We start from the raw sequence: 19,806 nt of genomic DNA, 5'->3' as shown, positions 1-19,806 counted from the left end.
CACCTGAGAGTTAGTTGCTGTCACTGTCTTTGTTGTCGACGCGGTAGCCGAAGCTGAACCCGACGCCCTGGAACAGCACCACGTCGGCCAGTTGTCGGGCGAGTTCGCCGGCGCTGGCCAGTTTGGTTTTCGGCACGTAGAGCATGTCGTCCGGTTGCAGGTAGGCGATTTGCGGCGCCTCGCCCGACAGGGCCTTCTCGACGTCGTAACGCACGGCCTGCACCTGATTGCCGTTGCGGCGCATGATCACCACCGAATCAAGGCGCGCCTTGACGTTGGTGCCACGGGCCAGGGTCAGCGCTTCAAGTACCGATACCGGCCGACGGATCGGGTAGGAACCCGGTTGGCCGACTTCGCCGAGCACATAGATTTCGTTGCCGGCGGTGGACTTCAGCAGCACGTCCACGGTCATCCGGCCCGGCAGTTGCGCGTACTTCTTGTTGAGGAAGGTTTCCAGTTGATTGACGGTCATGCCTTGCAGCGGCACAGCACCGATTTCCGGGAAACTCGCGTAGCCGTCAGTGCCGACGGTGATCTCGCGGCTCATGCCGGTGGCCGGGTGATTCAGCGCGCTTTTCAGGTTTTGCTCATTGGTCAGCGGGCTGATGATCTGCACGGTCAATTGATTGCGATTGGGCTGGAACAGCTGTTTGCGCTGATAGGCACGCTGGATTTCTTCGCGTGCCTGATCACTGGTCAGCCCGGCGATTTTCACCGAAGTGTTGGCGCCCGGCAGTTCGATGCTGCCATCGGGCAGCACCAATTGGTTGCCGTTGAGCTGGCTGGCGGCGGTGAAGTTCAGGCCGATCTGGTCACCCGACTGCACGCGGTAAGCGTCCGAGCCGCTGGTGCTGATATGGAAGATCACGTCGAGCACATCCTGCGGGCGCAGGGTCTGCTCGATCTTCGGCATATCCGTCGCTTGGGCGTTGGCCGGCGCGGCGGTGAGGATATTCACCGGCATGTTTTGCGTTTCAGAATTGCTGGAGCAACCCGCAAGCGGCAGCAACAGCAGGACAAGCATTTTGGCGTTCATGGCGTCATCCTTCGCGGTTGCTTACAGGTTTTTGTAAAGCCATTTGGGCATGTAGTACTTGCGCCGGTTGAACACGCTGCCGACCACTTTCGCGCCAGCCTGCGTCAGCCGTTGCACGGCGGCCTGAGCGACTTCCCAGCGGGTGTCTTCAGCGCGAACCACAAACACCACGCCATCGACCTGAGTGCTGATCACCAGGGTGTCGGCGGCGGAATACACCGCGTCGCCGTCGATCACGACGAAGCGATACTGGCTGCCCAGTTGATCAAGCAACGGGCTTAGACGCTCGGCGGTCAGGTGCTCCATGGTGCGGATCGGCCGGCCATTCGGCAGTACGTGGAACGGCAGGCTTGAGACCTGCACCACGCAGTCCTGCAACAGCGGCGGGTTGTCCGGGTTGAACAGCAAGTCACGCAGGCCGCGCTCTTTGCTCAGGTTCAGCTGCTGCGTCAGATTGCTCGCCGACTGGCTGGCGTCGACCAACAGCACCTGGCCGCTGCTCATTTGCGCCAACTGGCTGGCCAGCGCCAACGCACTGGTGGTGGTGCCGGCGCCCGGGTTGGCGGCGGTCAGGAAAAGGATCCGCAGATCAAGATCCAGCACGGTCGAGGTCAGGTTCGATTCGCTGGGGTTGGCAATGCTCAGGCTTTTGTTGGTTGAACCGTCCATTAGCTTGCTCCGTGGCCGCTGAATACTTTGAAGGGGGTTTTCAACAGAATCTTCAGATCAAGCAAAAGGCTCTGCTCGGCGATGTAGCTGAGGTCCAACTCAACGCGCTGGTCGAAGTCGATGTTGCTGCGCCCGGAGATCTGCCAGAGGCCGGTCATTCCGGGATAAATCGCCAGACGGGCGAGGTGACTGTCCTTGTAGCGATAGGCGTTGAACGAGGTCGGACGCGGGCCGACCAAGCGCATGTCGCCGGTCACTACATTGATCAGGTTGGGCAGTTCATCGAGGCTGGTGCGCCGCAGAAAACCGCCGATACCGGTGATGCGTGGATCCTGATCAATCTTGAAGTCGATGGCGTCGGCACCGTGCTTGTTCAGGTGGCGCAGCGACTCTTTCAATTCTTCGGCGTTGGCGACCATGGTGCGGAATTTGTACATGCCGAACTTGCGACCGCGATAACCGGTGCGTTTCTGCACGAACATCACCGGGCCTTTGCTGGAGTACTTGATGGCCAGCGCCAGCCCGAGCAGCAGCGGCGAAATCAGCAGCAGAATCATCAGCGCACCGAGGCAAGCGACCACGCGGTTGGTGCGCGACAGTTGCCATGGGCGACCGCCGTCACGGCCGGTGAACCAGCCACGGCCCTGACGATGAATCGCTGCATCGAGGCGCATTCGCTGCTCCGGATCCATGCGTTTATCACGCTGCAGTTGTTGGATCGGTACACCTTTTTCATGTCCAGTCATAAAGTCCTCCGCTGATGTTCAGCCGCGAGCGGCGCGTGGGCGATAGGCAGTCGGGTAGTAATCGCGAAACCATGCGATGAAGCGTCCAAGTCCTTCGTCCAGCTCTATGCGTGGCTGGAACCCGGTGGCCTGGGCCAGATCGCTGGCGTCGGCACAGGTGTTGAGCACGTCGCCCGGTTGCAGCGGCAGCAGCTCGACAATGGCGTTCTGGCCGAGGTGTTTTTCCATCAGCGCCAGATAGGTTTTCAGCTCGACCGGGTGTTGCCCGCCGATGTTGAACAGCCGCCACGGCGCCATGCTGCTGGCCGGGTCAGGCTGCTCGCGATCCCACAGCGGTTGCGCTTGTGGTGGGCGATCGGTGAGACGGGCAATGCTTTCGATGATGTCGTCGATGTAGGTGAAGTCGCGTTGATGCTCGCCGTAATTGAACAGCTTCAGCGGCTCGCCTTCGCTGATTGCCCGGGCGAACTGGATTGGCGACATGTCTGGCCGGCCCCAAGGGCCGTACACGGTGAAAAAGCGCAGGCCGGTACAGGGAATGCCGAATAGATGGCTGTAGCTGTGCGCCATCAGTTCATTGGCTTTTTTAGTGGCGGCGTACAGCGACAGCGGATGATTGACGCCGTCCTTCACGGAATAGGGCGTGTGCTGGTTGGCGCCGTACACCGAACTCGACGAGGCGTAGATCAAGTGCTCGACCGGGTGATGCCGGCAGCTCTCCAGAATGTTGAGGAAACCATTGAGGTTGCTGTCCAGATACGCCCGTGGATTTTCCAGCGAATAACGCACCCCGGCCTGCGCCGCGAGGTGAATCACCACCTGCGGGCGTTCACGGACAAACAGCGCGTCGACGGCCGCGGCATCAGCCAGGTCAACCGTCGCGAGCTGGAAATCGCCGACCTGCTCACGCACCCATTGCACGCGGTCGTGCTTGAGTTGCGGGTCGTAGTAGCTGTTGAAATTATCCAGGCCGACCACCGAGTGGCCGTCGCGCATCAGCCGCAACACGCAATGGGCACCAATGAAACCGGCCGCACCGGTGACCAGCACCTTCATGGCCGTGGTCCTTCGGGCGCGATATGTCGCAGGCCGATGCCGCTGTAGTGCAGGCCGGCGGCGGCGACGTGTTCCGGGTTGTAAAGGTTGCGCCCGTCGATGATCACCTTCGAGCGCAGTTTTTCCGCGAGCAGCTCGAAATCGACCACGCGGAAGTTTTTCCACTCGGTGCAGATCACCAATGCATCGGCGTCTTCAAGGGTGTCGTCGCGGGTGGCGCACAGGTGCAAATCGTTGCGGTAGCCGTAGAGGCGCCGGCATTCGGACATCGCTTCCGGGTCGTAGGCCTGCACGCTGGCGCCTTCGGCCCACAGTGCATCCATCAGATAACGGCTCGGGGCTTCGCGCATGTCATCGGTGTTCGGTTTGAACGCCAAACCCCAAATGGCGATGGACTTGCCGGCCAGGCCTTGCGGAAATTGCGCTTTGAGTTTGCTGAACAGGATGTGCCGCTGCAGGTCGTTGACGTCGGTGACGCTGCGCAGCAATTTCAGCGGCATGCCGTTGTGTTCGGCGGTGTGCAGCAGGGCGCGCAGATCCTTGGGAAAGCACGAACCACCGAAGCCGCAGCCCGGATAGATAAAGTGGTAACCGATGCGCGGATCAGAGCCGATGCCTTTGCGCACGGCTTCGATATCGGCGCCGAGCAGTTCGGTGAGGTTGGCCAGCTCGTTCATGAAGCTGATACGCGTGGCGAGCATCGCGTTGGCGGCGTACTTGGTCAGCTCGGCGCTGCGGTTGTCCATGAACATCAATTTTTCGTGGTTGCGGCAGAACGGCGCGTACAACTCGCTCATCTGCTCGCGGGCCGCTTCGTCGCGGGTACCGACGATGATCCGGTCAGGGCGCATGCAGTCGGCGAGTGCGCTGCCTTCCTTGAGGAACTCAGGGTTAGAGACCACGCGTACGTTCAGCTCGGATTTGCCGCGACGCAGCAGTTCACTGTTGGCTGCGGCGAGCACCTGATCCGCCGTGCCGACCGGCACCGTCGATTTGATGATCAGCGTGCGATCAGCCTCCATGAACGAGGCGATTTGCCGGGCGACGTTGAGCACGTGGCTCAGGTCAGCAGAGCCATCCTCATCGGCCGGCGTGCCCACGGCGATGAAGATCAGCTCGGCGTGCTCCACCGCATCACTGGCCTGAGTACTGAACAATAAGCGCCCGGCTTTAATGTTTTCTTCCAGGGTGCTGGATAAACCCGGTTCACTAATCGGAGGAACTGCTTGTTGCAGTTGCTTGATTTTATTCGGATCAATATCCACGCATAAAACGCGGTGTCCAACATCGGCAAGTGCTGCTGCTTGTATCAGGCCAACATAGCCCGTACCAAATACGCTCACGTCCATATTGGCGTGCCTCGTAAGACGGTGGAAAGAGTTCGAAATGAGACTGTCAAAAGGGGTATAGCGCAGGGTGAGAAAAGCGTGTCAGCAAAATGACATGTTGCACCTGTATAACAGGCCCATTTTTGGGGGCGAATGGCCATCAAGTGCTTGCTATTGCTGGATTTGTCCCGTTCTTGACGCTTTTTTCACAATTCCATTAATGCGATAAACGGTCGCAGGCCGCGAAATTAGAGGCTTGCAGCAACTGGAGTGTGTCAGATTTGAGTCAACGTTTTTTTGACGCTTTAGGGAAAAGTCAGCCATTTCTTGCGCTTTGATGGCCGGGTGCTAGTGTCAGTTTTTGACCGACAAAACCTTGACCCTTTGCCGTTTCGCGTGACCGGAAAAGCCATGTTTCGATACCTGAAAGAACTGCTTTTAATTATTTATCTGCTGCTTTATTGCGAATATTACATTGAGCGGTTAAATGCTATCGGCCTCGGTTTTCCTGCACTTCTTTTTGGCGCGATGTTTTTGGCGCTTACTTTAGCGTTATATCTAACGGCCTATATACGCCAGACACTCATACGACATCTATTCGCATTGGCAATGTTTGCCTCGGCGGTGTTTTTTGATGTCTATACCCGCGTTACCGCGGATTACCTGAACTACAGCAGTTTCGTCTCGCTGGTGTATTCCGGTGGCTTTATTCAGGAGGCGGCGTATCAGTACCGCGATGCGATCCTGCGCGGGGTGCTCAGTGGGCTGTTGTTACTGTTCGGCATCGGCCTCAAACCTCGGCATGCGCTGGTGGTGCCGAACGCCTTGCGCGTGGCCGCGCCGATTTGTGGGGTTTTGCTGCTCAGCGCCGTGCTGTTTTTACGCGCGGGCGAGGGCGCCCGTGGCTTGCCGATCATGTACACGCCGCTGGCCTATCTGAACCTGTTTGCCTATGAGGCGCTGCACAACACCGTCGGCCCGCGTGAACCAGTGACGCTGGCGCGCGCCTCGCAACCGGTCGGCCATGACATTGTGCTGATCATCGACGAAAGCATCTCCGGCAATTACCTCGACATCAACGCGCCGTTCGGCGTGCACAGCAACCTTAAGCAGGCGCACGCTGGCGTCGATATTTTCAATTACGGCTACGCGGCGTCCATCGCCAATTGCAGCGCCGACACCAACGTCACCCTGCGCTACGGCGGCACCCGCGCTGATTACATGCGCATCAATAGCACGCTGCCGTCGATCTGGCAGTACGCGAAAAAGGCCGGGCTGCGCACGGTGTACATCGATGCCCAGCGCACCGGCGGCAATCTGCAGAACCTGATGACCGATACCGAGAAGAAGGACATCGACGAATTTGTGCAATTCGACAAGACCAGCGTGCGCGACCGCGACATGGCGGCAGCGGCGAAGCTGATCGAGCTGCTCAACGACGACAAAGCGGAGCTGGTGGTGATCAACAAGGTCGGCGCGCATTTCCCGGTGCACGACAAATACCCCGATGCGTTCATGGCGTACCGCCCGACGTTGCCGCGCGGTCAGTTCACCGAGGTGGCGGATACTGGTGAGCGCACCGGTTTCAATGGCCAGCCCGATGATTGGGTGCTGTACCGCAACGCCTACAAGAACACCGTGCTGTGGAACGTCGGCGAGTTTTTTGCGCGGGTGTTTGCGCAGGCCAATCTGAACAATGCGTTGCTGATTTATACGTCTGATCATGGCCAGGATTTGCATGAACGCGGTAATCCCGGGCTCAACACCCATTGCGGTGGCGATCCGGTGGAGGAGGAGGGCTTGGTGCCGTTGGTGGTGATTCAGGGTCGCGATCTGAAGACGCTGGATTGGTCGGCGCAGTTGGCGGTGAACAAGGATCGCTCCAGCCACTACAACATTTTCCCGACGCTGTTGCAGTTGATGGGGTATGACCTGGCAGGGGTTGAGGCGGTGTATGGCAAACCGCTGAGCGTGGCGACTGGCGATGAGTTCACGTTTAACTACCGGTTTAATGCGCGGCTGGGGGCGAAGCCGGAGTGGAAGCATATTGATTTGGGGAGCATTGTCACGCCGACGCAGGCGCCGGCGAGTGTGGCGGCGGGGCAGTGAGTTTTGGGTTGGATGGGCGGGCCCTTTCGCGAGCAAGCCCGCTCCCACAGGTTGATCGCATTGCAAAATGTGGGAGCGGGCTTGCTCGCGAAGACGGTGTGGCTGTCACTGCCAATATTGAGTGTGGTACCGAGCCCGATAAACCCCCGGCGCACACCCCAACCATCTCAAACACGCGCGGTTAAAACTCTGCACATCGCTATACCCCAACCGATCCGACACCTCGACCAACTCCAGCTCTCCGGCCTGCAATAAATCCTCAGCCCGATAGCGCCGATACTCATCCAGCAATTCGGAAAAACTCCAGCCCAACGCCTTCAAGCGTCGCGCCGCCGTGCGTTCGATCAAATGCTGCGCCGCACAAAACTGCTTCCAGTCCGCCGCTGCGAGATCCTCGATCAGGTAATCGCTGAGCTGCTCCAGCAACGTCGATTCGCTGTTACGCCGCGTTTGCTCCAGCAACTCCACCAGCGTCTGTTCCAGCCCCTGATTGCCCGGCGTCAGCGCCGCAACAAACAGCTGTGGATCCAGCCGAATCGCCAGATAAGCCCGCTCACCCAGCACCGGCGCCCGAAAGGCGCGCTCATGTTCCTCGCTAGTCGCCGAAAGCAGCGACACGCCCACAACAGGATCACGCCCCAAACCGCTGGCGAGCAATTTGCGCCGCAACATGCTGCACAGGCTGACCAGAATGTAATCGGCAATCGGCGCCGCCGCGCGCAGGCTGCCGGTTTCGACCAGACGTAATTCCACGCGGTCATCCTCACGCACGATCTGCGCGTGGAAATGGCCGTTGAAGAAAGGGAAGAAACGCACGAAATAAGCGCAGGCACTTTCCAGCGACACCGCGACATCGAACAGATAGGTCAGGCCATTGGTGGCCGTCGAGACAAAGCGCCGTCCCGCCGCCAGACCGATCAGCGGGTCGCCGGTCTGCTCCAGCGCGAACGCCCAGAAGCGTCGCGACAGCACCAGCGGAATGCGCATGAACGGCGTGCGCAAGCCAAACAGGCTGCGATGAAATTGCGCTTCGATGGCGTCCTGCGGGATGCCGCGCGCGAGCAGTTCTTCGATGGCCGGCAGTAGGGTCGGCGCGTAAAAGGCGTTGGCGGGCGGCTGATTGATTTTTGTCATGTAGGGCTCACCGCTTGATTCGGGACACTGGTTAGGCTGGCCGACGTTAAGCGATTTGCCGGAGCAAGACCATGCTTGATTTACGCCAGCTCGACCTCAACCTGTTGCTCGCCTTCGACGCGATCTACCAACAGCGCAGCGTCACCCGCGCCGCCGATGTGATGAGCCTGTCGCAACCGGCGATGAGCAACGCGCTGCGGCGCCTGCGTGAATTGTGCGGCGATCCGCTGTTTATCAAGAGTCGCTTGGGCGTGACGCCGACGCTGGTCGCGCATCGGCTGGCGGACTATGTGCGTGCGGCACTTGAGTCTTTGCGCGATGGTTTGCGGATGATCCCGGCGGCGCGGCAGAACAATCCGTTGCTGCGCATCAGTTGCCTGGATTGCCTGCAACCGGTGTTGCTGGATGCGCTGCTTGAAGCGCCGCATGCCGATTGGCAAGTGCGCTATTTCCAGCCGCGCCGGCGTGATGCGCTGCAGGAACTGGCCAGTGGCAAGCTGGATATTCTGATCGACATTGATCAGCCGTTGGCCGGGTTGAGCGGCTTGCATAAACGCACGTTGGCGGCGGATCACTATGTGTTTGCTTACGGTGCTGCGTTGAAAGAGCCGCCGCGCACCTTGCAGGCATATTTGCAGCAGCCGCAGATTCAGGTTTCGAGTCGTAGGGACGGGTTGAGTCCGGTGGATTTGCAACTGGGGCTTAAAGGACTGCGCCGTACGATCGCGGTGACCACACAAAGTACCCTGGCGGCGAAGCTGATTGCTGATCGTCAACCGTTTGGCTTGAGTTTGCCAAGTCGAGTCGCCAGCGCATTGGGTTTGCAGCAAGCGCCGCTGCCGCTGGAGGATGCGGTGGAGCTGAAACTGGCGCTGTACATCGAAGCGCGATACCGCTTCGAGCGCAGTCGCGAAGAGGCCATGCATTGTTTGCTCAATGCCCTCGGCGAGCCCCAGCAAATCCCGGCGAAAACCCAGCACTTGTGGGAGCGCGCGGGCTCACGATAGTGGAGTGTCAGATCCCGGGATGTTGGAAGCACCGACGCCTTCGTGAGCAAGCCCACTCCCACATTCGACCGTGATCCTCCTGCCGGAATGCAATCACCTGTGGGAGCGGGCTTGCCCGCGAAAGCGCTATGTCAGACACCGGGATGTTGGAAGCACCGACGCCTTCGTGAGCAAGCCCACTCCCACATTCGACCATGTTCCTCCTGCCGGAATGCGATCCCCTGTGGGAGCGGGCTTGCCCGCGAAAGCGGTATGTCAGACACCGGGATGTTGGATGCACCAACGCCTTCGTGAGCAAGCCCACTCCCACATTCGACCGTGTTCCTCCTGCCGGAATGCAATCCCCTGTGGGAGCGGGCTTGCTCGCGAAAGCGCTATGTCAGACACCGGGATATTCAATGCACCGACGCCTTCGTGAGCAAGCCCACTCCCACATTCGACCGTGTTCCATCTGCAAAAATGCGATCAACTGTAGGAGCTGCCGAAGGCTGCGATCTTTTGATCTTGATCTTGAAAAACAGATCAAAAGATCGCAGCCTTCGGCAGCTCCTACAGGTGCGACGAGTTGGAGGTGTCGTTGGATTAGTGGTTGGCCGCGAGCAGGCGTTGGTCGACGCTGAGGATCGCGTCAACCATCGCCCGCGCCGCCGGGGTCATGGAGTAGCCGACGCGGCTGACGATGCCGTAACCCAATTGCAGCGCCGGGTCGTTGCGCGGCACGTCGGTGAAATCGAGCAGATGAATCAGCCCTTGATCAACCTGTTCACGCAACGCTTCCAGCGTCGCCAGACCAATCGCATCAGAACGCAACACCACCCGTTGAATCGCGTCAAACTGCGCGCATTCCACGCTCGGATTGAAATCCGGTTCACCCAAAATATCCGCGAGGATCTTGCGAATCATCGGCGGAATCCGCGTGCCCACCACTGGATAATCCAGCAGCGCGCGCAATTTCAAACCCTTCTGCCCGGCCAGTGGATGCCCGGCTCGGCAGAAAAACCGCCCCGGTCGCGTGCGCAGCAACTGCACGTGATACTGCGGATCGCCGACAAAATACCGCGCGTCCGCCACCAGAAATTCGATCTGCTGCTCACGCAACCACAGCGACAATTGCTGCCAGTCACCCTGATGAAAACGCGTGCGAATCGCCGGGTGTGCCTGAATGAATTCCGCCAGCGCTTCCGGCACCAGCACCTGCGCCGGATACGGCCCGCAACCGAATTGCAGTTCGCCGCCGGTGAGGCCGTTGTACTGGGTCAATTCGTTCTGTAACGCCTGACTGCCGGCAAGCAAACGCCGCGCATGCTGCAGCACCAGTTCACCCTGGCCAGTGAGGCGAAACTCGCGGCTGCTGCGCTCGACCAGTTCGCAATCGAGGTCACGTTCCAGCGTCTGAATGCTACGGCTGAACGCCGGTTGGCTTAGGTTGATCGCTTCCGCCGCGCGGCCAAAATTGCGGTAGTCGGCGAGGGCCACGAGGTGGCGAAGCTGGCGTAAATCCATCATGCGTCTCCTGCATTCTGCGGATACTTTTAATGCATTGGATCGATAACACGTTGACTGGCATAAGTACACGCCTGTCCCTCGGTAAACGTCGCCATGTCGCATCCCATGTTCGCTTCCAGCGCCTTCACCCGCACCATTCTCGGCCACGCCGAACAGTCAGGCCTGTGCCCGCAAACCCTGCTGGCACGGGCCGGAATCTGCGCATCGGCTCTCGACGGTCACGACCAGCAAATCCCCGCGCACGCGGTCGAGAAACTATGGCTTGAATGCGAGCAGGCCGGGGCTGCGCCGACGTTCGGTTGTGAATTGGTCAACGGTCTGGCGACCACGTGTCTGCAAGGCCTGAACATTTTGCTCGACTCGGCACCGACGTTGCGCGCCAGCCTCGATTGCTTTGTGGCGTTTGCGCCGCGCGTGACCAATTACGTCGCGGTCGAGTTGCAGGAGTCCGGCGATGACGCGCATTTGCACCTGCGACCGGTGCAAGGCCAGGCCCATCACTTCGGCCTCGATGCAGCAACGATTACCTTGGTGCGCAACATCGCCCGGCGATTGGGCAAGACGCCCGATGCAGTGTTCGTCAGCGTCACTCTGTGCCCAGCGCAAGCCGCCGGACACTGGCTGCACAACAACGGTATTCGCGTCGAACAAGGCGCTCATCCGCGCCTGACCTTGAAGCGCTCAACCCTCGAAGAACCACTGCTCGGCGCCAATCCGTTTCTGCACCAGAGCATGCTTCGCCATTGGCAAACCGAGTCCTCCGCGCCGAGTCGCAACGACAGTCTGGAACTGGCGCGGCACTGGCTGACCGCCGGCGATCAACCGATCGAACGCATCGCCGAACGCCTCGGTTATCGTCAGCCGAGCAACTTTATTCGCGCCTTCCGCAAACAATTCGGCATCACGCCGAAGCAGTTCCGCCTCAATCCGCTGTAAGCACGCCGATGATTGGTTTTTGTCAGCCATCGCTTGTGTGTCAGTGCTGAGGGTTGGGCACCGTGTCAGTGCTGAGCAAACCTGACCGGAGCCCAATAATGATAAGAAAAAGCTCGGTTACGCCCCAAGTCCGTCCGCGACTTGCCCGGCGTGGCCACCCCCGTACGCAACCCCTGACCCTGGCGATTCTCGCCGCACTGTCGAGCCCCGGCTACGCCACCAGTTTCGACCTCAACGAAGACTGGAGCCTGTCGACCAAAACCACCCTGACCCTGGGCAGCAGTTGGTCGACGCAGAACCCCGACAAAAGCCTGATGACCCGTGCCAACGCCTTGCAAGCACAAGGCGTGCGCGCCAATGGCACCAGTGTCAGCGCCGACGACAACCGGCTGAACTTCGAGAAGGGCGACCCGATCTCGCAGAACTTCAAAGGCCTGACCGATTTCAGTCTCGATGGCCAAGGGCAGGGCGCGTTCATTCGTTTCAAATACTGGTACGACCACGCCTACGAAACCCGCAATGGCCGCTTCAAGGATTTCGACGATTCGGGTTGGGATGACCTGAGCAAGTTTCAGGGTTTCAAAACCCTCGACGCTTACGTCTGGAAGGACTTCCAGATCGCCGATCACCCGCTGAACGTCAAGGTCGGCAACCAGGTGTTGTCGTGGGGCGAATCGCTGCTGATCCAGAACGGCATCAACGTGATCAACCCGTTGGACATTTCTGCCTTCAACCGTCCAGGGGTGGAAATCAAAGAAGGCCAGTTGCCGGTGGAGATGATCTCGTTCAGCTTCGGCCTGTCCGACACCCTCAACCTTGAAGGCTTTTATCAGTACAACTGGCGCGAAAGCGCACTCGACGGATGCGGGACTTTTTTCGCTTCCAGCGATGCGATTCAGAAGGGTTGCGGGCCGCTGTACCTGAGCCAGGTGCAGACCGATCAACAGATGCAAGCCGCCGGTTTATACGCCTATTCGCGCGGCAACGAATCGCCGTCGGACAACGGCCAGTTCGGCTTCGCGTTGCGCAACATGATCCCGGCGTTGAACGATGCCGAAGCGGCGATTTACTACATCAACTATCACTCGCGGCTGCCGTATTTCACCCTCGATGCGCGCAACACCTCGCTGCCCGGCACCTTTCCCGGCGGTATTCAGGCGCCGAGCTATGCCGCAGCGTTTCCGGAAAACATTCACCTCTACGGCATCAGCCTCAACGGTGTTGAGCCGATCAGCGGCATCTCGCTCGCGGGCGAGTTGAGCTATCGGCCGAACATGCCGCTGGCGATCAATGCGCCGGACATCAACGTCGCGGTGATCTCCGGGCCGGGCGGCAATTCTTGGGTCGATCTGCCGCCGGGTTTCAACACCAATGCCGGCAGCCGTTACGACGGCTGGGTGCGCAAAGGCGTGTGGCAGATGACCGGTTCGGCGACGCAGGCCTTCGACAACATCCTCGGCGCGACGCGTTTGAGTCTGTTCGGCGAGGCCGGCGTCGTGCACATCGACGACCTTGGCGACGAACGTCTGGGCCGCAACGCCGCGTTCGGTCGCAGCGCCCCGCGCAATGGCTCCGCGTGCAACACCGTGGCGTCGGGCGTGACCAATCAGTACTGCACCGACAAGGGTTTCGCCACCGAATGGTCGTGGGGTTATCGCCTGCGCGCGAGCCTTGAATACAGCGACGTGTTGCCGGGGATCAACCTGATTCCGGCAGTCAACTGGCGCCATGACGTCTCCGGTTATTCCTACGATCCGCAAGGGCCGTTTCAGGAAGGTCAGCAAGCCCTCGGCCTCAGCCTGACCGGCGTCTACATGAACGATTACAGCGTTGAACTGGCTTACAACACGTTCTTCGGTTCCAACGATTACAGCACCCTCGATGACCGCGATTTTGCCTCGGTCAGCTTCAAGGCCGACTTCTAAGGAGAACCCTCATGCGACTGCAATTGTGTGTACTGGCGCTGGCCTGCAGCGTTGGTCTGGCGCAAGCCAAAGGTAACGATCCGGCACCGCTGGGTAAAACCCTGACGCCGATGGGCTCGGAAATAGCCGCGAATGCCGACGGCAGTATTCCGGCGTGGAGCGGTGGCCTGGCGAGCAACGCCGGCACCGTCGACAGCAAGGGCAGTTACAGCGATCCGTATGCGGCGGAAAAACCGCTGTTCACCGTCACTGCGCAGAATCTGGCGCAGTATCAGAAGTTTCTCAGCCCCGGGCAGATCGCGCTGTTCAAGCGCTACCCGGACAGCTACAAGATGAACATCTACCCGACTCATCGCAGCGCCAATCTGCCTAAAGACGTGCTGGAACAAAGTCGCGGCAACGTCGCGAAAACCAGCATGGCTGACGGCGGCAACGGCTTGCACGACTATGCGCGCGGCATTCCATTCCCGCTGCCGACCGAAGGCCTTGAGGTGATGTGGAACCACATGACCCGCTATCGCGGCGGCAGTTACGAACGCATCAGCAGCTCGGCGCTGGTGCGCGAAAACGGCGCGACCAGTTATGTGCGCAACCAGTCGCTGATCAACTTTGCCGACACGGTTTCCGGACTGGAACCGGGCGCCAATACGCTGTTCCTGTTCAAGAGCCGCGTGCTCGAGCCGGCACGTTTGTCCGGTGAAGCGGTGCTGGTGCACGAACCGATCGACCAGGTCGCCGAGCCGCGTTCGGCCTGGCAATACCTGCCGGGGCAACGCCGGGTGCGTCGCGCGCCGATGATCGCTTACGACAACAGCGCGCGCTACAGCAACGGCCTGATCACCGCCGACAACATCGACGGCTACAACGGCGCGCCCGATCGTTTCGACTGGAAGCTGATTGGCAAACAGGAGCTGTTCATCCCCTACAACAGCTACAAGATCGGCAGCCACGCGCTCAAATACGACGAGGTGATCAAGCCCAATCACATCAATCAGGATCTGGCGCGCTACGAGAAACATCGGGTGTGGGTGGTGGAAGCCACGCTCAAGCCAAACGCCCGGCACATCTACGCCAAACGCCGGTTTTATGTGGACGAAGACAGTTGGCAGATTGCTCAGTCGGATCAGTACGACAGCCGTGGCGAGTTGTGGCGCAGCGGTGAATTGCACGCGATTCAGCAGTACGACCATGGTTTCACCTACAACGTGCTGGAGACGTCCTACGACCTGATTGCCGGGCGCTATTACGCCGGCGGCCTGGCCAACGAAGAGACCCAGCCAATGCGCGTCGGGTTCGCGGCGAAGACCGACGACTACACCCCGTCGGATCTGCGGCGTTGGGCTAAATAACCTCTCACCATCACACAACCCCTGTAGGAGCTGCCGAAGGCTGCGATCTTTTGATGTGGTTTTTCAAGATCAAAAGATCGCAGCCTTCGGCAGCTCCTACAGGGGATTTGTTTTCTGTCTGGAGATTGTTTATGCGTCACTGGATTTGTGCTCTAGCGGTCGGCGCCAGCCTCGGCACCGTTCACGCTGCTGACCTTGATGTGAGCCAGGCCAAAGCCCTCGCACAAGAGGCTTACGTCTTCGCCTACGCCACCGTCGAACACGACAAAGTACTCACCGCGATCAACGCCAAACTGCCGTCCAATCGCCTCTACAGCGAACCGCGTCTGCTCGGCCCGCAAGACAACAAAGTCGTCTCGCCGAACAACGACACCTTCTACTCCCGCGCCTTGCTCGACCTGCGCGCCGAGCCGATGGTGCTGCAAGTGCCGGCGATCGAGGATCGCTACTACAGCTTCCAGTTGGTCGACCTGCGCACCGACAACCTCGACTACATCGGCACCCGCGCCACCGGCAATCAGGCCGGGCGTTATCTGATTGTCGGGCCGGACTGGAAGGGTGCAGCGCCGACGGGTTTCAACGGCGTGATTCGTTCGCCAAGTCGCGTGGTGTTTTTGCTTGGGCGCACCGAAGTCAAAGGCGAGGCCGATCAAAAAGACGCCGCCAAAGTGCTGATGGGTTATGCCCTGCAGCCGTTGTCCCGCGCCACCAACAGCGTTGCACCTGACGCACCTGCGCCGTTGCATCTCCCGGCGTATCTGGACACCAAACACGGCGAAGCGCAGGCCCTGTTCAACACCTTTAATGCCTTGGCACCGCTGCATCAATGGACGCCCAGCGAGCAGGCCAAACTCGCTCGATTCGCCGCGATTGGCGTTCTGCCCGGCAGCGCGTTCGCCCCGGCCGATACCCTTCGCCAAGCCATCGCAGAAGGCGCTGAAGCCGGCCGCGAGCAGGTTCGCATCGCCTCCAGCCAACTGTCGAAAGAACAGAACGGCTGGTTTCCATCACCGACCAACATCGGCAAATTCGCTGACGATGACCTGACCCGCGCGGCCGTCGCCTGGCGCTACATCTACGCAAATGACGCGGTCGAAGCGGTTTACCCGATGGCCCTGCACGATGCCGAAGGCCAGTTGCTCGACGGTCGCCAGACCTATCGCCTGCATTTCCCCGCCGGGCAGTTACCGCCGGTGAACGCCTTCTGGTCGCTGACCCTGTACGACGGCAAAACTCAATTGCTGGCGAGCAATGCCATCGGGCGTTACGCCTTGGGCGATCGCAGCGCCGATTTGCACTACGACGCCGACGGCGGCCTCACGCTGCTTCTGCAACCGGACGCGCCGGCACAGGCCGAGCAAGGCAACTGGCTGCCGACGCCACAAGGCCCGTTCAACCTGCTGCTGCGTTTGTACCTGCCGAAAGCCGCTGCGCTGGATGGCAGTTATCAGTTGCCGACGATTGCGAGAGTCGAGCCATGAGTCTGACGATCAATCGTCGCCAGATGTTGGGTGGCATGAGTGTGCTCGGAGGAGGGCTGATGATGCCGCGCTGGTTGCTGGCCGATGAAACCCAAGCGGTCGCGCAAGAGGCGTGGATCTACGCTTTTCCGATGCTGATGCATTACCAGACGATGGAGAAACAACTGCTTGATCCGAGCGCGGCGGAGTACGTCGGCGGCTTCAATCGTTTCCGCCATTACAGCCAGCTCTACACCCCGGCCAATCGCGAAATCGTCACGCCGAACAACGACACGCCTTACTCCTGGGCCTGGCTCGATCTGCGCACTGAGCCGCAAGTGTTGAGCGTGCCGGCGGTGGATGCCGATCGTTATTACGTGCATCAACTGGTCGATCAGTACACGCATAACTTTGCCTATGTCGGCGTGCTCAGCACCGGACGCGAGGCAGGGGATTATCTGATCGCCGGGCCGAACTGGCAGGGGCCGGTGCCGAAGGGCATCAAAGCCGTGCTGCGCAGCGAAACCGAGATCGTCATGCTGCTCGGGCGTACCGGGTTGAAGAACGCCGACGACATGCCAGCAGTGCGTGCGTTGCAGCAGCAATACCGTTTACGTGGGTTGCATGAATACAGCGGCAGCCCGGGCCCGCTGGCCGCGCCGGCGATTGACTGGCCGGCGTGGGAGAGCAAAACCGGGTTGGGGCCGTCGTTTATCGCAGTGCTTAATCAGATCCTTGCGCTGTGCCCGACTCAACCTGCAGAACAAGCATTGCGCGAACGCTTCGCACGGATCGGCATTGTGCCGGGGCAGGCGTTCGACTTCGCCGTGCTGCCGGTCGAAAAGCAGCAAGCGATCGCCGCCGGAATCAAACTGGCGCAAGCGCAACTGCAAGAGACCGCCGCGCAAACACGCTCCACGCTTGGCCTGTTTGGTAACCGTGAGGCAATGCATGGCAATTATCTGAATCGCGCGGTCGGGGCGTATCTGGGGATTTACGGCAACAGTGTTGAGGAGGCGTTTTACGCTGGCAGCCGACTGGATAATCAAGGGCAACCGTTGCAGGGCGGCCGGCGTTATCGTCTGCGTTTTGCACCGGGGCAATTGCCGCCGGCCAGCGAGTTCTGGTCGCTGACGTTGTATGACTTGCCGGATCGGCAGTTGGTGGCGAATCCGCTTGATCGGTATTGTTTGAGCAGTCGCGATCAATTGCAGCGCGATGCGGATGGTGGGCTGACGTTGTGGATGCAGGCGAATTCTCCTGGGGCGGGGCAGGAGAGCAATTGGCTACCGACGCCGCAGAACGGGGCGTTTAACGTGATTTTGCGCTTGTATGGGCCGAAGCAAGAAGTGGTTGAGCAGAAATGGCGGATGCCGGTGGTTGAGGTTATTTAGAAGCAAAAGATCGCAGCCTGCGGCAGCTCCTACAGAGGAATGCAATCACCTGTAGGAGCTGCCGAAGGCTGCGATCTTTTGACCTTAAGGCGTAACGATATTGAACTGCGGCCCAAACGTATCCAGGCTGCCCATCAACTCGCCCAGTTTCTTGCCGTTGCCTTGCAACTTGATCAAGCCTTTCTGCATCGCCGTCGGGAAATCCAGTTGCTTGAGGCTGATCTTCTCCAGCGTGTCTTTGCTTAAACTGACACTCGCATCCGCCGCTGGATTGAGCCCGGCCCGATGCGTCAGCACACCGTTGCGCAAGGTCAGATTAAAGTCTTTCTGCAAGTCCTCGAACGTCCAGTTCAACGTCAGGTCGTGATTCACAGCCTTGTCGCTGTCCAGCCGCACCGCCAGATAATCAAAGAACATTTCCGGGCTCATCGCCCGCACCATGTCCACCGACACCGACGTGCCCGCATGGGGCGGCACGCCGTTGCGCAGTTCCATCGCGCCAGTCAGGTACATGTTGCGCCAGGTGGCGTTCTCGCTTTGATAACCCAATTGCTCCAGCGTTTCGGCCTGCGCTTTGTGCGCCTCGGCGTTGTCCGGCTCGGCGAATAACAACTGATTGCCCAACTGTGCCGCCCAGCGATAGTCACCGCTGGCCATGGCTTTGCGCATTTTATCGAGCACTGCCGCGCCGCCGCCCATGGCCTCGACCGTGCGTTTGGCGGTGTCCACCGGCGGCAGCGGATTGAGGTTGGCCGGGTTGCCGTCGTAGAAACCCATGTAGCGCTGATACACCGCGCGGGTGTTGAAACTCAGCGAACCGTAGTAGCCACGGGTGTACCACTTCTGGTCGAGCGAGCCCGGCAGTTTGGTGATGGTGTCGGCTATTTCCTGTGGCGTCAGGCCCTGATTGAGCAGGTGCAAGGTGCGGTCATTGAGGAACGCGTACATGTCGCGCTGGTCGGCAAGGAACGTACGAATCCGCTCGCCGCCCCAGGTCGGCCAGTTGTGCTGGGCGAACAGCACGTCAGCCTTGTCGCCGTAGCGCGCCAGGCTGTCGTCGAGGTATTGCGACCAGGCCTTGGCGTCACGCACTTGCGCGCCGCGCGGGGTGAGGACGTTGTGCATCATCTGCGTGGCGTTTTCGGCCATGCACAGTGCTTTCAGCTCCGGCAGATACATGTTCATTTCCGCCGGTGCTTCGGTGCCCGGCGTCAGCTGGAACTCAAATTGAATGCCGGCGATGGTGCGGGTCTCCAGCTCCTTGGCGATCAAATCGGTCGGCGGGATCAGCGTGACCGTGCCGCCGGTTGGCGAACTCTTGCCCAGACCGGCATCGACCTGACCGTTTTCACCGCGCGGCAACAGGCTGCCGAACTGGTACTGCGCGCGACGGCTCATGGCGTTGCCGGCCATCACGTTTTCGCTCATCACGTGCTCCATAAACCCGGCCGGGGCGAACACCTTGACCTTGCCAGCCTTCACATCCGCCTCGTCGATCACCCCGCGCACGCCGCCGAAATGGTCGACGTGGGTGTGGCTGTAAATGACGGCGACCACCGGTTTGTGCGGACGGTTAGCGTAGTACAGATCCAGCGCGGCTTTGGCGGTTTCGGCCATGGTCAGCGGGTCGATGATGATCAGCCCGTCGTCACCTTCGATGATGGTCATGTTGGCCAGATCGAGACCGCGCACCTGATACAACTTCGGGCTGACTTCAAACAGACCGGCGTGCGCATTGAGCTGGGCCAGTCGCCACAGGCTCGGGTTTACCGACTCTGGTGCTTGATCCTTGGCGAGGAAGTCGTAGGCCTGCACGTCCCAGATGACCTTGCCGCTGGCGTCCTTGATCTGACCCTTGAACGGCGCGATCAGGCCTTTGCTGATGGATTCGAAATCGGTGCGGTCGCTGAAGGGCAGTTGCTTCAGAACAGCGGCGTTGCTGGCGATGGTCTGTGCGCTGGGGGCGACGGGCGCGTCGGCAGCGAGCACCGACTGGCTCAGACACGCGGTGATCAGGCAGGCCAACAGGCCGCGGGGGCTCAAAGTGAAACGTTGCATGGCGTCTCCGGTTTTTATCGTTATGGGTGAACCAGTTTCAGAGGGTAGGGCGGCGCTCTGGCGCGGCGGTGATCGTCAACGGACAAAAACCAT

15 protein-coding genes are annotated in these 19,806 nt (G+C 60.0%); 7 read left to right on the top strand and 8 right to left on the bottom strand.

The features are described 5' to 3' along the window. Window positions 1-10: 10 nt before the first annotated feature. Genes KFS80_RS23755 through KFS80_RS23735 form a run of 5 tightly spaced genes read right to left on the bottom strand, consistent with a single transcriptional unit; the run spans window position 11 to window position 4,856 of the window. Complete coding sequence (locus KFS80_RS23755) at window positions 11-1,036, bottom strand: polysaccharide biosynthesis/export family protein (RefSeq protein WP_053119138.1); 1,026 nt, start codon at window positions 1,034-1,036, stop codon at window positions 11-13. A 21-nt stretch (window positions 1,037-1,057) separates the two neighbouring features. Then, window positions 1,058-1,705 (bottom strand): CpsD/CapB family tyrosine-protein kinase, encoded by a 648-nt coding sequence (locus tag KFS80_RS23750; protein WP_008084477.1) that lies wholly within the window; start codon window positions 1,703-1,705, stop codon window positions 1,058-1,060. Continuing rightward, window positions 1,705-2,451 (bottom strand): sugar transferase, encoded by a 747-nt coding sequence (locus KFS80_RS23745; protein WP_053119140.1) that lies wholly within the window; start codon window positions 2,449-2,451, stop codon window positions 1,705-1,707. Before KFS80_RS23745 ends, KFS80_RS23750 begins: the two co-directional genes overlap by 1 nt. Before the next feature lie 18 nt (window positions 2,452-2,469). Next, the gene (locus KFS80_RS23740) at window positions 2,470-3,507 is read right to left on the bottom strand and encodes an NAD-dependent epimerase/dehydratase family protein (protein WP_159812503.1); all 1,038 of its coding nucleotides are present in this window, start codon (window positions 3,505-3,507) and stop codon (window positions 2,470-2,472) included. Further along, the gene (locus KFS80_RS23735; RefSeq protein WP_212546148.1) at window positions 3,504-4,856 is read right to left on the bottom strand and encodes a UDP-glucose dehydrogenase family protein; all 1,353 of its coding nucleotides are present in this window, start codon (window positions 4,854-4,856) and stop codon (window positions 3,504-3,506) included. Before KFS80_RS23735 ends, KFS80_RS23740 begins: the two co-directional genes overlap by 4 nt. Window positions 4,857-5,246: 390 nt before the next feature. On the opposite strand from KFS80_RS23735, the gene KFS80_RS23730 reads away from it, so the two are divergent. After that, entirely contained in the window at window positions 5,247-6,944 is a 1,698-nt protein-coding gene (locus KFS80_RS23730) for a sulfatase-like hydrolase/transferase (RefSeq protein WP_212546147.1), read from the top strand. Between the two features lie 105 nt (window positions 6,945-7,049). Here KFS80_RS23730 and KFS80_RS23725 read toward each other — a convergent pair whose 3' ends face one another. After that, on the bottom strand, window positions 7,050-8,078 hold the full coding sequence (locus tag KFS80_RS23725; protein WP_212546146.1) for a helix-turn-helix domain-containing protein: 1,029 nt from the start codon (window positions 8,076-8,078) through the stop codon (window positions 7,050-7,052). A 71-nt stretch (window positions 8,079-8,149) separates the two neighbouring features. Between KFS80_RS23725 and KFS80_RS23720 the strand changes: the two genes are divergently transcribed. Next, window positions 8,150-9,085 (top strand): LysR family transcriptional regulator, encoded by a 936-nt coding sequence (locus KFS80_RS23720; RefSeq protein ID WP_212546145.1) that lies wholly within the window; start codon window positions 8,150-8,152, stop codon window positions 9,083-9,085. Window positions 9,086-9,667: 582 nt separating this feature from the next. Here the strand turns inward: KFS80_RS23720 and KFS80_RS23715 are convergent. After that, window positions 9,668-10,588 carry a LysR family transcriptional regulator gene (locus tag KFS80_RS23715; RefSeq protein WP_212546144.1) on the bottom strand — a complete coding sequence of 307 codons (921 nt, stop codon included), beginning with the start codon at window positions 10,586-10,588 and terminating at the stop codon, window positions 9,668-9,670. Window positions 10,589-10,684: 96 nt separating this feature from the next. Between KFS80_RS23715 and KFS80_RS23710 the strand changes: the two genes are divergently transcribed. The 5 genes from KFS80_RS23710 to KFS80_RS23690 all read left to right on the top strand — a co-directional run bounded on the left by KFS80_RS23710 (window position 10,685) and on the right by KFS80_RS23690 (window position 17,655). Then, window positions 10,685-11,527, top strand: a complete 843-nt coding sequence (locus tag KFS80_RS23710; RefSeq protein ID WP_212546143.1) for an AraC family transcriptional regulator — start codon at window positions 10,685-10,687, stop codon at window positions 11,525-11,527. Between the two features lie 98 nt (window positions 11,528-11,625). Further along, complete coding sequence (locus KFS80_RS23705; protein ID WP_212546142.1) at window positions 11,626-13,452, top strand: DUF1302 domain-containing protein; 1,827 nt, start codon at window positions 11,626-11,628, stop codon at window positions 13,450-13,452. Window positions 13,453-13,463: 11 nt separating this feature from the next. After that, window positions 13,464-14,801: a DUF1329 domain-containing protein gene (locus KFS80_RS23700; RefSeq protein ID WP_212546141.1), complete on the top strand. Its 1,338-nt coding sequence runs from the start codon at window positions 13,464-13,466 to the stop codon at window positions 14,799-14,801. A 131-nt stretch (window positions 14,802-14,932) separates the two neighbouring features. Next, entirely contained in the window at window positions 14,933-16,282 is a 1,350-nt protein-coding gene (locus KFS80_RS23695) for a DUF1254 domain-containing protein (RefSeq protein WP_212546140.1), read from the top strand. Continuing rightward, complete coding sequence (locus KFS80_RS23690) at window positions 16,279-17,655, top strand: DUF1254 domain-containing protein (RefSeq protein ID WP_212546139.1); 1,377 nt, start codon at window positions 16,279-16,281, stop codon at window positions 17,653-17,655. Before KFS80_RS23695 ends, KFS80_RS23690 begins: the two co-directional genes overlap by 4 nt. A gap of 84 nt (window positions 17,656-17,739) precedes the next feature. Here KFS80_RS23690 and KFS80_RS23685 read toward each other — a convergent pair whose 3' ends face one another. Then, window positions 17,740-19,713, bottom strand: a complete 1,974-nt coding sequence (locus KFS80_RS23685; protein WP_212546138.1) for an alkyl/aryl-sulfatase — start codon at window positions 19,711-19,713, stop codon at window positions 17,740-17,742. Window positions 19,714-19,806 lie beyond the last annotated feature (93 nt).

This window comes from Pseudomonas rustica, from assembly GCF_018336155.1.
Taxonomy (GTDB): domain Bacteria; phylum Pseudomonadota; class Gammaproteobacteria; order Pseudomonadales; family Pseudomonadaceae; genus Aquipseudomonas; species Aquipseudomonas rustica.
Note: the sequence above shows the minus strand (reverse complement) of the source record. Positions and strands in the feature narration are given on the sequence as shown.

Excerpts from the sequence above, each read along its gene's own strand:
- KFS80_RS23735 (WP_212546148.1), bottom strand. The coding sequence starts at position 4,856 with ATGGACGTGAGCGTATTTGGTACGGGCTATGTTGGCCTGATACAAGCA.
- KFS80_RS23720 (WP_212546145.1), top strand. The coding sequence starts at position 8,150 with ATGCTTGATTTACGCCAGCTCGACCTCAACCTGTTGCTCGCCTTCGAC.
- KFS80_RS23745 (WP_053119140.1), bottom strand. The coding sequence starts at position 2,451 with ATGACTGGACATGAAAAAGGTGTACCGATCCAACAACTGCAGCGTGAT.
- KFS80_RS23750 (WP_008084477.1), bottom strand. The coding sequence starts at position 1,705 with ATGGACGGTTCAACCAACAAAAGCCTGAGCATTGCCAACCCCAGCGAA.
- KFS80_RS23705 (WP_212546142.1), top strand. The coding sequence starts at position 11,626 with ATGATAAGAAAAAGCTCGGTTACGCCCCAAGTCCGTCCGCGACTTGCC.
- KFS80_RS23695 (WP_212546140.1), top strand. The coding sequence starts at position 14,933 with ATGCGTCACTGGATTTGTGCTCTAGCGGTCGGCGCCAGCCTCGGCACC.
- KFS80_RS23700 (WP_212546141.1), top strand. The coding sequence starts at position 13,464 with ATGCGACTGCAATTGTGTGTACTGGCGCTGGCCTGCAGCGTTGGTCTG.
- KFS80_RS23715 (WP_212546144.1), bottom strand. The coding sequence starts at position 10,588 with ATGGATTTACGCCAGCTTCGCCACCTCGTGGCCCTCGCCGACTACCGC.
- KFS80_RS23730 (WP_212546147.1), top strand. The coding sequence starts at position 5,247 with ATGTTTCGATACCTGAAAGAACTGCTTTTAATTATTTATCTGCTGCTT.
- KFS80_RS23685 (WP_212546138.1), bottom strand. The coding sequence starts at position 19,713 with ATGCAACGTTTCACTTTGAGCCCCCGCGGCCTGTTGGCCTGCCTGATC.
- KFS80_RS23690 (WP_212546139.1), top strand. The coding sequence starts at position 16,279 with ATGAGTCTGACGATCAATCGTCGCCAGATGTTGGGTGGCATGAGTGTG.
- KFS80_RS23740 (WP_159812503.1), bottom strand. The coding sequence starts at position 3,507 with ATGAAGGTGCTGGTCACCGGTGCGGCCGGTTTCATTGGTGCCCATTGC.
- KFS80_RS23725 (WP_212546146.1), bottom strand. The coding sequence starts at position 8,078 with ATGACAAAAATCAATCAGCCGCCCGCCAACGCCTTTTACGCGCCGACC.
- KFS80_RS23710 (WP_212546143.1), top strand. The coding sequence starts at position 10,685 with ATGTCGCATCCCATGTTCGCTTCCAGCGCCTTCACCCGCACCATTCTC.
- KFS80_RS23755 (WP_053119138.1), bottom strand. The coding sequence starts at position 1,036 with ATGAACGCCAAAATGCTTGTCCTGCTGTTGCTGCCGCTTGCGGGTTGC.